Genomic DNA, 13,515 nt, shown 5'->3' on the forward strand with positions numbered 1-13,515 from the left:
AAGGACCTGGGCCTCAAGTACCTGCGTTACGGTCTCCCCTATTACCGCGTTCACCAGGGTCCGGGCAAGTACGACTGGGAATTTTCCGATCAGGTGATGGCCGAGATGAAACGGCTGGAGATCACGCCAATCCTTGATCTGATGCACTTCGGGGTGCCGGACTGGCTGGGCAATTTCCAGAACCCGGAGCTGCCCGTCCATTTTGCCGAGTACGCCGAGGCGGTGGCACGGCGCTATCCCTGGGTGCGGCACTATACGCCCGTCAACGAGATCTACGTGACGGCCAAGGCCAGCGCGCAGGACGGGCTGTGGAATGAACAACTCAAGTCCGAGCGCGGCTTCGTGACGGCCCTCAAGCATGGCGTGGCGGCCAACATCCTGGCTTGCCAGTCGATTGCCCGCGTGCACTCCAACGCCATCATTGTGCTGGCCGAAAGCGCCGAGTACCTGCACGACGGCAGCCCGAAGCCCCGCCGCGAGATCTCGATGCAAAATCGGCTGCGGTTTCTCTCGCTGGACCTGAACTATGCCGTGCCGCCCGATTCGGAGGTCTTGCTGTACCTGATGGACAACGGCCTGTCCCGCGAGGAATACGACTGGTTCATGGCCGGAGAGCCGCCGGGCCACCAGATCATGGGCAGCGATTATTACGGCCACAACGAGAAGATCATCAAGCCCGACGGCAGCACCATAATCGGTGAGGATGTGTTCGGCTGGTATCAGATCGTCAAGGGCTACTACGAGCGCTATCAGAAGCCGGTTTTCCACAGTGAAACCAATGTCGCCGATCTCAAGCAGGCGCCGATCTGGTTATGGAAGCAGTGGCTGAACGTGCTGCGCATGCGTCAGGAAGGCACCCCGGTGGTGGGCTTCACCTGGTACAGCCTGACCGACCAGATCGACTGGGACATCGAGCTTGCTGAGAAGAAAGGGACCGTCAACACCAACGGCCTGTATACCCTGGACCGCAAGCCCAATCCGGTGGCTCACGCCTACCGCGAATTGTTGGAAAACTATGGGCAGATCACGGTCTCGCCGCACAGCGAACTGTTCGAGATTACGGATCAGGCCGCCCGGCTGAAGGTGGAGGTCTAGCTTCAGCGTGTGACCTCGGTCCGCAAGCAAAATCCTCAATAGAGTCGCCCGATGGCAACGTCGCGCGGCTCCTCTGCTGCTCCACCGTGACGCCGCTGGGGTGCTCTGCTGTGACGGCTGGGTAACGGGGTGAAGAGACCGCGATTGATACGGATTCCGATTGGGAGGTGCTGGAAACACCTGGAAATCTGAGGGGGCGTCCAAGCGTCCTCATGGGCGCTGTTCTGGACAAGACGGTGAATAGGAGAAAAACGGGTTCCGGACGTGGAGCGGATGAATCGGCGCTGTCCCGACTCATGCACGAAACAATCAGCCGCATCCGCCCCCCGCTCAGTGGAGCCGACTATGCTGGGGAGACAGCCGCGTCCAGTTGCACCGCGTGCAGCAGGCGGACGCGCCAAGGAGAACCCATGACCCAGACAGCCGAACAGCAACTGCAAGACCGTGACGTGGTGATCGTCTCCGCCGTCCGCACGCCTATCGGGGCCATTCGCGGTTCCCTCTCCACCGTGCGCCCCGACGATCTGGCCGCGCACATCATCAAAGCGGCGGTGGAACGCAGCGGCGTCAGTCCTGAATTGATCGAGGAAGTCATCCTGGGCTGCGCCAACCAGGCCGGGGAGGACAACCGCAACGTGGCGCGCATGGCCGCGCTGCTGGCCGGGCTGCCCGACACGGTAGCCGGATCAACGGTCAATCGTCTGTGCGCCTCGGGCCTGGCAGCCATCAACACGGCGGCCCGCGCCATCCGCAACGGCGACGGGGACGTGTACTTGGCCGGCGGCGTGGAGAGCATGACCCGCGCGCCGCTGGTGATGCCCAAGGGCGCTGGAGCCTTCCAGAACGGCAATGTCACCGTCTACGACACCACGCTGGGCTGGCGCTTTCCGAATCCCGCGATGGCCGAACTGTTCCCGCTGGAGGCGATGGGCGAGACTGCCGAGAACATCGTGGAACGCAGTCGCGAGGGAGCCTATGCGGGCGGCGAGATCACCCGCGAGGACCAGGACGCCTTTGCCCTGGAATCACAGCGGCGGGCGGTGGCTGCGCTGAATGCCGGACGCTTCAAGGACGAGATCGTACCGGTGGAGGTGCAGGGAAGAAAGGGCGTGACCGTCTTCGATACCGATGAGCATCCGCGCTACACGCGTGACGGGAACACCTTCACGCTGGACACCTCGGCGGAAAAACTGGCAGGGCTGAAACCCGCCTTCCGCAAGGGCGGCAGCGTCACGGCAGGTAACGCTTCCGGGTTGAATGACGGGGCGGCGGCGCTGGTGCTGATGAGCGCGGGCAAAGCGCGTGAGCTGGGCATCGAGCCGCTGGCCCGCTGGGTGGGCGGCGCGGCGGCGGGTGTGGAACCGCAGGTGATGGGTCTGGGGCCGATTCCGGCCACGCGCAAGCTGCTGGAGCGCACTGGCATAAAACAGCAAGACCTCGATCTGATCGAGCTGAATGAGGCTTTTGCGGCCCAGGGACTGGCCGTGATCCGCGAGCTGGGGCTGGACCCCGAGAAGGTTAACGTCAATGGCGGCGCGGTTGCGCTGGGTCACCCGCTGGGCATGTCGGGGGCGCGGCTGATCGTGGCCCTGACCCACGAACTGCGGCGGCGCGGCGGGCGCTACGGGCTGGCGACGCTGTGCGTGGGCGTGGGCCAGGGGGAGGCGGCGATCATCGAGCGGGTGGGGGTGTGAAGGCCGTTCCGGTCATTTCCGTTGAAGAGGCCGCCGTGCTGGTCAAATCCGGCGACACGCTGCTGGTAGGCGGTTTCGGCATGACCGGCAACCCGGTACATCTGGTTCACGCCCTGGCCGAAACGGACACCCGTGATCTGACCTTCATCGGCAACAACGTCGGCGAGGCGGGCCTGAGCGGGGGCCGTTTGCTGCGAAACGGGCAACTCAAGAAGGCCATCGGCTCGTTCTTCACCTCCAACCGCGAGGCGGTGGCGGCGGCGCAGGACGGCTCGCTGGAGGTGGAGCTGATTCCCCAAGGCACGCTGGCCGAGGCATTGCGGGCAGGCGGAGCGGGCATCGGCGGTTTCTACACACCCACCGCTGCCGGAACGGTGATCGCTGGGGACGCGGACGTGCGCGTGCTGAGTGGCCAGGAGATGGTCTTCGTGCCTGCCCTGCGCGGCGACGTAGCTTTGATCCGTGCGTGGCGGGCCGATAGGGCGGGCAACCTCCAGTACCGCCTGACCGAGCAGAACTTCAATCCGGCAATGGCCACCGCTGCCACTCTGGTCATCGTAGAAGTCGAAGAAATCGTTGAAGTCGGGGAAATTGCCCCCGAACACGTTCACACCTCTGGCCTGTACGTGGATTATCTGGTGCAGGCCACCCTGACCCTGGCCGATCTGGGCAGCAGCGCAGACGTGAAGGGCGGCGCGAAACGCGTGGACGACGCCCGGATGAACATGGCCCGCCGCGCCTTGCAGGAACTGCGCCCCGGCGACGTGGTGAACCTGGGCATCGGCATCCCTACGCTGGTGGCCGATCTGATCACGCTCGAGATGAACATCAACCTGCACACCGAGAACGGCATGCTGGGCGTCGGACCCGCGCCGGAAGGTGGCGGCGCGATGGAGTATCCCGTGAACGCAGGCAAGATTCCGGTAACGGCCCTGCCCGGCGCGAGTTACTTCGATTCCGCCGCGTCGTTTGGCATGATCCGGGGGGGCCATGTGGACGTGGCGGTGATGGGCGGCCTCCAGGTGGACGCGGCGGGCAATCTGGCCAACTGGGCGGTGCCCGGAAAACCACTGCTGGGCGTGGGCGGCGCGATGGACCTGGCCAGCGGGGCGCGGCGGCTGATCGTGACCATGACCCACACGGACCCGGACGGTACGCCAAAGATCGTCGGCGAATGCACGCTGCCGCTGACCTCGCGCGGCGCGGTGGATCTGGTCATCACCGATAAGGCCGTGTTCGAGTTCGTGGACGGGCAGCTTATCCTGACAGAGTTGATGCCCGGCGCGACGCTGGACGAGGTGCGGGCCTCGACTGGTGCGGCATTCGTGGAACATCTCGTTCAGCTTGCCTGAGTTGCTCGTCACGTGACGAGCAGGCCCCTTCGTCCTGAAGGTCATGCTGCCGTGGCGATGACGAAGTGCACCTTATCCGCGTTCCAGTGCGCCTCCCGCCCCCAGCAGATGCGATAAGCTGCGGCTCAATGAAGACGCTCACGCTGTTTAACCACGCCGGGGGGGTCATGAAATCCAGCCTGACCCGCGATGTGGGGTTCACGCTGGCGCAGGCCGGACAGCGGGTGCTGCTGGTGGACCTCGATCCGCAGGCCAACCTGACCGACTGGCTGGGCGTCGGCGGAGTGACACGCGAACAGACGGTGTACGACGCGGCCTCGCGCGGCGATCCGCTGCCCCCGCCCGCCGAGATTCATGGCCTGCACCTGATTCCCAGCGACGTCTCGCTGGCGCTGGCCGAGGGGCAGATGATGGGCGTGGTGGGCGCGCACCTGCACCTGCGTCAGGCCCTGCTGGCGCTGGCGGACCGCTACGACGTGGTGCTCATCGACAGCCCGCCCAGCCTCGGCCAGCTCTCGATTCTGGGGGCGCTGGCTGCCGATCACCTGATCGTGCCGGTGCCGACGCGCCAGAAGGGCATGAACGCGCTGGCTGGACTGTCCGAGGCGATGGCCACCTACCGCAAACTGCGACCTGACCTGACCGTGGCGCTGTACGTGCCCACCCTCTATGACGCCCGCCGCAGCCATGACCGCGAGGCTTATGCGGCGTTGCAGGGCCTGCTCTCGCCCCTCGCCAGTCCGATTGCAGACCGGGGCGCGGTGTGGAACGACAGCTCCAGCGCGGGACAGCCGGTGGGCGTCTACGCGCCGGGTTCGCCGGTTCACCGCGATGTGCTGACGGTCACGGGTGAGATCGCGCGGGCGGTGGGCATTCCAGTTCAGATTCCTGGAGTCGGGGCATGACCCGCAGGGCACGCCCGGTGATCGGCGCGCGTCTGAGCGGACTGGTGGAGGGCATGGACTCGCTGAGCCAGCCTGCCGCCACCACGCTGCCGCTGGCCCGCTTGCAGCCCGGCCAGTTCCAGCCCCGCAGTTTCTTTGACCCGGCCAGCCTGGACGAACTGGCGCGCAGCGTGAAGGCACAGGGCGTCCTGCAACCCCTGCTGGTTCGTCCGCTGGGCAGCGGAAACTTCGAGATCGTGGCCGGAGAGCGGCGCTGGCGGGCTGCCCAACAGGCGGGGCTGGACGAGGTGCCGGTGCTGATCCGCACCCTGAGCGACACCGAGGCCCGCATGGCCGCCGCCGTGGAGAATCTGCAACGCGAGAACCTGAACGTCATCGAGGAGGTGCGCGCCCGCCTTCAGGTGGCCGCTGCCACCCTGGACGTGCCGGAGGCCGGGGCGGTGGCCCGCATGTTTGCCCTGGACCGCCACCCCGACGTGGAGCCGGACCTCGTGGCGCGGCTGGACACGGCCTTCGGCGCACTGGGCGGCGAGACCTGGCGCAGCTTCATCCGCAACCGCGCCGCTGTGCTTAACCTCCCCGAGGACGTGCAGCAGGCGGTGCGCAGGGGCCTCGATTACCGCAAGGCGCTGATCATCGGGCGGGTGGGGCAGGCCAGTCAGAGGGCCGAACTGATCGCCCAGGCCCAGGCCGGGGCCACCGTCCAGCAACTGCGGGAAGCGGTCAGCCCGAAGGAAGGGGCAGGCGGGAGCTGGAAGACGCTGGCCCGCCGTCTGGGCGACTCCAAAACTCTGGAACGGCTGGATCACAAAAAGCGGGACCGGGTTGAGAAGCTGTTGCGTCAGGTCGAAGCGCTGCTTGGCGAATCCGACTCAGGCGTCTGAGAGACGAAGCTCTCGCACAATGGGCGAAGGAGATCGTGGTGTCTGAAACTTCCCAGGAGAGACTCTTCTACCGCTGCTCCGTTTCAGCCCCGAATGCCAGATAGAGGCGGGCCAGCAGCGCCGGGTCGCTCAAGCGCCCGCCCAGCACCTCCTCGGCGCGGCGCAGGCGGTAGCGCAGGGTGTTGACGTGAATATCCAGCACGAGGGCCAGTTCGGCCAGCGTTCCCCGGTGGGCCAGGTAAGCCCGCAGGGTGCCGGCGGTGCGCCCACCGTCCCCAAGTGTGTCAAGTTGCGCGTTCACCTGCGCAGCCAGCACGTTCAGGCTCCCATCCGAGATCAGGCTATGAAGTGCGTCCATCTCGTGAAATACGGTGTAGGCCCGCGTTCGTTGCGTGGCCGACAGCGCCTGCCGAGCCTGCATGAGAGCCGTCTGGATGCCTGCAATCATTTCACGCGTGCCTCCTGCCTGCCGCCCGCTGACGCCCAGTCTCACGTCCAGCGCCGTGGAGGAGGTCAGTGACAGGTGCAGTTCACGCGCCTCGCGGGAGAGGTCCAGGGTGGTCCACAGCCACACGGCCATTCCCCCCTGGCCTCCTGCGCGCACGGTGGAATGGCCCACCAGACGGCGTTCGCTGAAATAGCCCTCGCCTACGGCAGCCAGCAGGTCCAGCGCCTGATCCTGTACAGGTGTGCCGGGCGGTAGGGTGGCCACCGCCAGCGCAAACGCCTCGTGGCCCAGCGCCGCAGCGCCGGGGCCTTCCCTTCCGGCCAGCAGGCCGTCCAGCATGCGCTCTCCCACCCGCCGCCGCGCCGCGCCCGCTGCCGCCGATCTCAGTCGGGCCAGCAGGGCGTACTCGGCCAGAACCGGAGTCAGGGCCTGCCACTCCGGCGGAAGGGCGACGCTCAGCGTCCCGACATGGCGCTCCTGATGGTCCAGTCGGATGGTCTGCGGCGGCCCGGCGGCCCGGCCAGCCGAGGCGATGGGGTCTCCCCAACTGGCCCGGATCTCGGCAAAACCAGCGGTCCAGCGGGCCGCCAGCTCCACCAGCTCGCGCTCGGGCTGGGGCGACATGGCCGCGCCGCGCAGCGCACCGAGCAGCACGGGCAGGTCAGGACTCTGGAGCGCCGCCAGGGCCAGGACCGTCTGGGCCACTGCCTGCACCTCCGAACGCGGTTGATGGGGCAGCAGGCGTGCGGCCTCATCTGCCGTATTGAAGGCTGCCGAGTCGTTTGCACCAGCCTCAAGCCCAAGTCTGCGCCGCACATCACCGAGAGTTGGCATTTGTTCAAAGATACAGAACTGAAGCCTCGAACCGTCACTCTCTCTAATCCCTGGTCATGCGGGAGTTCTATGCTGGACCAGCATCCCTGTTCCGACCCATCATTCCGGAGACCCCATGAAATATGCCCGCTTTATCGCTGGAGGCCGACAACTGAGCGGCCACCTGCACAACGGAAAATTGATCGACGCTGCTGGAGTGGCACACACGCCGGACGACGTTCAGTTCCTGCTGCCCGTGCAACCGCCCAAGGTGATCGCCCTGGCGCTGAATTACAACGATCATGCCGGTGAACTGGGCCTGACCCAGCCCAAGGAACCCGCGCTGTTCTGGAAGCCCAATACCACCCTGTTGCCGCACCGGGGCAGCGTGATCTACCCGCGCGGCGCGGAATTCATGCATTACGAGGTGGAACTGGGCGTGATCATCGGGCGCGACGCCCGGCGCATAAAGGCCAGAGACGCGATGGAATACGTCGGCGGCTACACCATCGGCAACGATCTGGTGGTGCGCGACTATGTGGTCAACACCTTCCGCCCGCCCATGCGCGGCAAGGGCTGGGACACCTTCGGCCCGCTGGGGCCGTACTACGTGACCGCCGACGAAATTGCCGATCCGCACGATTTGCAGCTTACGGCCCACGTCAACGGCGAACTGCGCCAGGAAGGCAGCACCCGCGACATGATCTTCTCCATCCCCGAACTGATAGAGCACATCTCGCGCTTCATGACCCTGCAAAAGGACGACGTGATGCTGACCGGCACACCCAAGGGCATCAGCCATGTGCATCCCGGAGATGTGATGACCCTGGAAGTGGAGGGGTTGGGCACGCTGGTCAACGACATCGTGGAGGAGGACGAGGGTGCGGAGCCGATCCAGAGCAAGGAGAGTAGGGAAGGCGAGTGGGACGGACGTTAGCGCCCCAACAAGGAGTGGATATGACCCAGACCGCACCCCATCCCAACCACGAACTGGCTGCGAAGCTGCGGGAAAGCCGCCTGAGCAAGGGCTTGAAGCATTTCATCGGCGGTCAGTGGACCGATTCGCACGGCGGCGAGACGTTCGAGGCGCATTCGCCCGTGGACAACTCCGTGCTGACCACCGTGGCCAGTGGAGACGCCACCGACATCGACCGCGCCGCGCAGGCTGCCCACGACGCCTTCCAGACCTGGCGTGAGGTCAGCGGACAGGAACGCAAGAAGATGCTGCACCGGGTGGCCGATCTGATCGAGGCCCGCGCGCAGGAAATTGCCGTGCTGGAAAGCGTCGACACCGGGCAGGCCATCCGGTTTATGAAGTCGGCGGCCACGCGCGGGGCCGAGAACTTCCGTTTCTTCGCGGACCGCGCGCCCTCGGCGGCAGACGGCCAGAGCCTGCCTGCGCCCGGCTTCATCAACTACACGTTGCGCCAGCCCATCGGTCCCGTCGGGGTGATTACCCCCTGGAACACGCCGTTCATGCTGTCCACCTGGAAGATTGCCCCGGCGCTGGCCGCCGGTTGCACGGTGGTCCACAAGCCCGCCGAGTGGAGTCCGGTCACGGCCACGCTGCTGGCCGAGATCATGGACGAGGCGGGGCTGCCAAGGGGCGTGCATAACCTCGTCCACGGCTTCGGCGAGAGCGCAGGCAAGGCGTTGACCGAACACCCATTGATAAAAGCGGTGGCCTTCGTGGGCGAAACCACCACCGGCAGCCACATCATGCGGCAGGGGGCCGATACCCTCAAGCGCGTGCATTTCGAGCTGGGCGGCAAGAATCCGGTGGTGGTCTTCGACGACGCCGATCTGGACAGGGCGCTGGACGCCGTGGTGTTCATGATCTACAGCCTGAACGGCGAACGCTGCACCAGCAGCAGCCGCGTGCTGATCCAGGACGGCATTTACGACGACTTCACCGCCCGCATCGCTGAACGCGCGAAGAACATCCGCGTGGGCGACCCGCTGGACCCCGAAACCGAAGTCGGTCCCCTCGTCCATCCTCGCCACTTCGAGAAGGTCATGGGCTATTTCGATCAGGCGAAAAAGGACGGTGCAACCATCGCTGCCGGAGGCGTGCGCGTCGGCCAGGAGGGCAACTTCGTCTCCCCCACCCTGTTCACCGCCGCCCGCAACGACATGTCAGTCGCCCAGGAGGAAATCTTCGGCCCGGTGCTGACCGCCATTTCTTTCACAGATGAGGCGGACGCGCTGGCCCTCGCCAACGACGTGCAATATGGGCTGGCGGGCTACCTGTGGACCAACGACCTGACCCGCGCCCACCGTTTCGCGCAGGGGCTGGAGGCGGGCATGATCTGGGTCAACTCCGAGAATGTGCGGCATCTGCCCACGCCCTTTGGCGGCGTCAAGAACAGCGGCATCGGGCGCGACGGCGGCGACTACAGCTTCGAGTTCTACATGGAAACCAAGAACATCGCCATCTCGCTGGGGACGCACAAGACGGCGAGGCTGGGGGTAGGCAAGCCGCAGCCGCAGCGGGATCACACGGATGAGAGGTTGGCAGAATGACGGGTGGACGCCTCCTGCTCACCGGCGCTGCTGGAAGGGTCGGCGCAGCCCTGCGTCAGCATTTGCGCGAGGACCTGGGAGACGCCTTCCCCATCCTGCGCCTGACCGACAACCGTGATCTGGGCGAGGCGGGCGACGGCGAAGAAATTATTTACGCCGATCTGATCAATTTTGAAGAGGTGAAGACGGCAATGGAAGGAGTGGACGCCGTGATTCACCTGGGCGGCATTCCCGACGAACACACCTATGAGGCGATCCGAGATGTAAACCTGGATGGCACCTATCATGTTCTGGAGGCGGCCCGGCAGGCGGGCGTGAGACGTGTGGCCTTCGCGTCCAGTATTCACGCCGTCGGCTTTTACCCGCGTGCGGAGACCATCTCCCCCACCGTTCCCGTGCGCCCAGACAGCTATTATGGCGTCAGCAAGGTGTACGGCGAGGCGCTGGGGCGGATGTACTGGGAACGCCACGGCATCGGGTTCGTGGCGGTGCGAATCTGCTCGTTCCAGCCGCAACCCAAAGACGCCCGCCACCTGTCCACCTGGCTGTCCCCGCGCGACGCCGCGCAGCTTTTTGCCCGCGCCGTCACCGCCCTCGACATGGGATTCCTGATCGTGGCGGGCATCAGCGGCAACACCCGCCGCTGGATGTCTCCAGAAGGCTGGGACCTGCTGGGCTACGCGCCGCAGGACGATGCCGAAGCCTACGCCTCAGAGGTTGAACATCTTCACGGCGATCCTGGCGACATCACGGAACAGCGCCAGGGTGGGATTTTTGTGGATTCGGCGTATGTGGGGCTGGCGCAGAAGGAACAACCGTGATCACGCTCGAACACGTTGCGCTGAAGGCGAGACGCCTCGGTCAGACAGCAGCCTTTTACAGTTCGCTTGGGGCAAAAACCTCGTGCCACGCGGAAGGCCAGCGCCTCTTTGTCGAATTTGAGAGCGCCATGCGCCTGATCTTCGATGCGGCAGATTCAGCACCCGATACCAGCGCCGTCACGTATCTCGGCCTGGAACTGGCGTCGGATAGCGATGTAGACGCTCTGTTTGAGCGCGTCTCAAAACAAGTTCAGATCGCCCGTGATGTCCGTGAGCAGTACCGCCACAACACCGGCTCCTACGGCTTTTTCGTCGCCGACCCAGACGGTTACGTGCTCAAAATCTTCAAGTACCACGACTAAAGGAGGAACCACACATGACCGCCATCACCGGACCCCAGTTCTTAAGCCGCCTCCAGAAGAACCCACCCACCCTCTACATAGACGGCGAGCGCATAAGCGACTCCACCACGCACCCCTCCACCCGCAACATGTGCCAGTCGCTGGCGGGGCTGTATGACCTGCAACATCAGCCGGACCTCAAGGACGCGCTGACCTACGAGGACGGCGGCGAACGCCACGCCATCAGCTTCATGGTGCCGCGCAGCAAGGACGATCTGCGGCGCATCGGCGAGGCGCACCGCATCCGCGCCAATTATTCGCTGGGCTTCCTGGGCCGCGCGCCGGACTACATGAACGCCAACGTGATGGCGGCGGGCATGGGCGCAGATTACTTTGGCCAGTGCGACGCCAGCCGCCCCGGCAACGAGAACCGCGACTTTGCTGCCAACATGCGCCGTTATTACGAGCATGTGCGCGACAACGACCTGTGCCTGACGCACGCGCTGACCAATCCGCAGGTCAACCGCGCCAAGCAGGCGTCCGAGATGCCCGATCCGTACATCGCGCTGGGCGTGGTGGAGGAAACCGACGAGGGCGTAATCGTGCGCGGCGCACGGATGATGGCGACGCTACCCATTGCCGACGAGATTCTGGTCTTCCCGTCCACCGTGCTGAAGGAAAACGCCGACAAGAGCCGCTACGCGATGGGCTTCGGCATTCCTACCAACACGCCGGGCCTGAGCTTCCAGTGCCGCGAACCCATCGACGTGGGCCGCGACCCCGAGGACCATCCCCTCGCCAGCCGCTTCGACGAGCAGGACGCCTTCGTGATCTTCGATGACGTGCTGGTGCCGTGGGAGCGGGTGTTCCTGCTGTACGACGTGGAGCTGGCGAACAAGGCCTATGCCGGGACCGACGCCGTGCTGCACATGGCCTATCAGGTGGTCAGCCTCAAGATCGCCAAGACCGAGGCGTTTCTGGGGACCGCCCAGAGCATCGTGGACGCCATCGGCAGCGGCCAATTTCAGCATGTCCAGAGCAAGGTGGCCGAGATTATCGTGATGCTGGAAATCATGAAGGGGCTGGAGGCGGCAGCGCGGGAAGGCGCGGAGGTCAACAAATACGGCGTGATGACCCCGGCGCGTGGCCCGCTGGACGCCGCCCGCAACTATTACCCCGCCAACCACGCCCGCCTGCCGGAGCTGCTGCAACTGCTGGGCGCGTCGGGAATCATCATGATGCCCAGCAAGGCAGACCGGGAAGGCCCGCTGGGGCCGCAGATTGCCAAGTACCTGCAAGCGGGCCGCGCCACCGCCGAGGAACGCCTCAAGCTGTTCCGCCTCGCCTGGGACATGTCCATGAGCAGCTTCGCCGGGCGGCAGACCCTCTACGAGCGCTACTTCTTTGGCGATCCAATCAGGATGCACTCGGCGCTGTACGAGGTCTTTGACAAACAACCGTATGTGGACCGCATCCACGCCTTTTTAGAGCGGGAGGACCGGCGCGAGGCGGTGGCGGCGGATGACTGAATATGCCAGCCAGCCCAACCTGATTCGCATTGCCCACGCCGTCTTCACGGTCAAGAATCTGGAGGCCAGCCGCGAGTTCTACGTGGACCTGCTGGGCATGAACATCCTCCACGAGGAGCCGGGCGCACTGTACCTGCGCGGCGTGGAGGACCGGGAATGGACGCTGAAGCTGGAGGAGAAAGGAACGTCCACCGTGCGGCACCTGGCCTACCGCGTGAACGGCGAGGCAGATCTGGACGCCTTGATTGCCCTGGCCGAGCGCGAGGGTCTCCCCTATCGCTGGGAGGAGGAATTGGATCGCCCGCGCCTGCTGCGGATGCAGGACCCTTTCGGCATTCCGGTGGCCTTCTACCACGTCAGCCAGAAGTATCCGTGGCTGTTGCAGGACTTCCACCTGCACCGGGGGCCGGGATTGCAGCGCGTGGACCATGTGAATGTGATGGTGCCGGACGTGAAAAAGACCATGCGCTGGTACATGGACACCCTGGGCTTCCGTCTGTCCGAGTACACCGTGGACGAGCAGGAACGCTACTGGGCGGCCTGGATTCAGCGGCGCGGCGGCGTGCATGACCTGGCCCTCACCAACGGCCCCGGCCCCCGCCTGCACCACTGGGCCTACTGGATGCCCGACGCCATGTCCATCCTGCGGGCCTGCGACATCCTGGCCGGGGCGCGGCAGCCGGAGCGCATAGAGCGCGGGCCGGGGCGGCACGGCGTGTCCAACGCCTTTTTTCTGTACATCCGTGACCCGGACGGCCACCGCATCGAGCTGTATACCAGCGATTACCTGACCGTGGACCCCGACTTCGAGCCGATTCGCTGGCTGCGTGACGATCCCCGGCGGCAAACGCTGTGGGGGGCCAGAACGCCGCGCAGTTGGTTTGAGGAAGCCTCCGAGATGGAGGCCTTCGACGGCGGGATCGTTCAGCCGGTGGCCGGTGAATTGATGGGCATTCCGGTGCATGTGATCTGATCTGGGGGCGAGATTTTCAGCCCCGGACCTTCCACAGAGGCGGGTTGATGTTAGCTTTCTTCGGCCTTTCACCATTCAGGTAAATCGGTTCAGACGAAGTCGATATGATGGAGCAAATACGGCTGAATTCGCATTCT

The 13,515-nt window shown here is 65.1% G+C and carries 12 protein-coding genes; 11 read left to right on the forward strand and 1 reads right to left on the reverse strand.

Annotated elements, in window-relative coordinates; all coding sequences use genetic code 11:
- The 5 genes from Q322_RS0114355 to Q322_RS0114375 all read left to right on the forward strand — a co-directional run.
- A partial coding sequence (locus tag Q322_RS0114355; protein ID WP_029478601.1) for a family 1 glycosylhydrolase occupies nt 1-1,095 on the forward strand: 1,095 nt, incomplete at its 5' end.
- 410 nt (nt 1,096-1,505) lie between these two features.
- The gene (locus Q322_RS0114360) at nt 1,506-2,789 is read left to right on the forward strand and encodes a thiolase family protein (protein WP_029478602.1); all 1,284 of its coding nucleotides are present in this window, start codon (nt 1,506-1,508) and stop codon (nt 2,787-2,789) included.
- The gene (locus Q322_RS22575) at nt 2,786-4,141 is read left to right on the forward strand and encodes a 3-oxoacid CoA-transferase (protein WP_034418678.1); all 1,356 of its coding nucleotides are present in this window, start codon (nt 2,786-2,788) and stop codon (nt 4,139-4,141) included. Before Q322_RS0114360 ends, Q322_RS22575 begins: the two co-directional genes overlap by 4 nt.
- Before the next feature lie 128 nt (nt 4,142-4,269).
- Nucleotides 4,270-5,046, forward strand: a complete 777-nt coding sequence (locus Q322_RS0114370; protein ID WP_029478604.1) for a ParA family protein — start codon at nt 4,270-4,272, stop codon at nt 5,044-5,046.
- Nucleotides 5,043-5,930: a ParB/RepB/Spo0J family partition protein gene (locus Q322_RS0114375; protein WP_029478605.1), complete on the forward strand. Its 888-nt coding sequence runs from the start codon at nt 5,043-5,045 to the stop codon at nt 5,928-5,930. The genes Q322_RS0114370 and Q322_RS0114375 overlap by 4 nt, the downstream gene beginning before the upstream one ends.
- A gap of 67 nt (nt 5,931-5,997) precedes the next feature.
- On the opposite strand, the gene Q322_RS0114380 is transcribed toward Q322_RS0114375, so the two are convergent.
- Nucleotides 5,998-7,212: a PucR family transcriptional regulator gene (locus Q322_RS0114380; RefSeq protein ID WP_034418680.1), complete on the reverse strand. Its 1,215-nt coding sequence runs from the start codon at nt 7,210-7,212 to the stop codon at nt 5,998-6,000.
- A 115-nt stretch (nt 7,213-7,327) separates the two neighbouring features.
- Between Q322_RS0114380 and Q322_RS0114385 the strand changes: the two genes are divergently transcribed.
- The 6 genes from Q322_RS0114385 to hpaD are packed head-to-tail and all read left to right on the forward strand — an operon-like array spanning nt 7,328 to nt 13,378.
- Nucleotides 7,328-8,128, forward strand: a complete 801-nt coding sequence (locus Q322_RS0114385) for a fumarylacetoacetate hydrolase family protein (RefSeq protein ID WP_029478607.1) — start codon at nt 7,328-7,330, stop codon at nt 8,126-8,128.
- 20 nt (nt 8,129-8,148) lie between these two features.
- A complete protein-coding gene (gene hpaE / locus Q322_RS0114390; protein WP_029478608.1) occupies nt 8,149-9,714 on the forward strand; it encodes a 5-carboxymethyl-2-hydroxymuconate semialdehyde dehydrogenase in 1,566 nt (521 codons plus the stop codon).
- Complete coding sequence (locus tag Q322_RS0114395; RefSeq protein WP_029478609.1) at nt 9,711-10,535, forward strand: NAD-dependent epimerase/dehydratase family protein; 825 nt, start codon at nt 9,711-9,713, stop codon at nt 10,533-10,535. Before hpaE ends, Q322_RS0114395 begins: the two co-directional genes overlap by 4 nt.
- Nucleotides 10,532-10,897 (forward strand): VOC family protein, encoded by a 366-nt coding sequence (locus Q322_RS0114400; RefSeq protein ID WP_029478610.1) that lies wholly within the window; start codon nt 10,532-10,534, stop codon nt 10,895-10,897. Before Q322_RS0114395 ends, Q322_RS0114400 begins: the two co-directional genes overlap by 4 nt.
- Nucleotides 10,898-10,911: 14 nt before the next feature.
- Nucleotides 10,912-12,405: a 4-hydroxyphenylacetate 3-monooxygenase, oxygenase component gene (hpaB, locus tag Q322_RS0114405; RefSeq protein WP_029478611.1), complete on the forward strand. Its 1,494-nt coding sequence runs from the start codon at nt 10,912-10,914 to the stop codon at nt 12,403-12,405.
- Nucleotides 12,398-13,378: a 3,4-dihydroxyphenylacetate 2,3-dioxygenase gene (hpaD, locus tag Q322_RS0114410; RefSeq protein WP_029478612.1), complete on the forward strand. Its 981-nt coding sequence runs from the start codon at nt 12,398-12,400 to the stop codon at nt 13,376-13,378. Before hpaB ends, hpaD begins: the two co-directional genes overlap by 8 nt.
- Nucleotides 13,379-13,515 lie beyond the last annotated feature (137 nt).

Origin of the sequence: Deinococcus frigens DSM 12807 (assembly GCF_000701425.1) — a bacterium.
Taxonomy (GTDB): domain Bacteria; phylum Deinococcota; class Deinococci; order Deinococcales; family Deinococcaceae; genus Deinococcus; species Deinococcus frigens.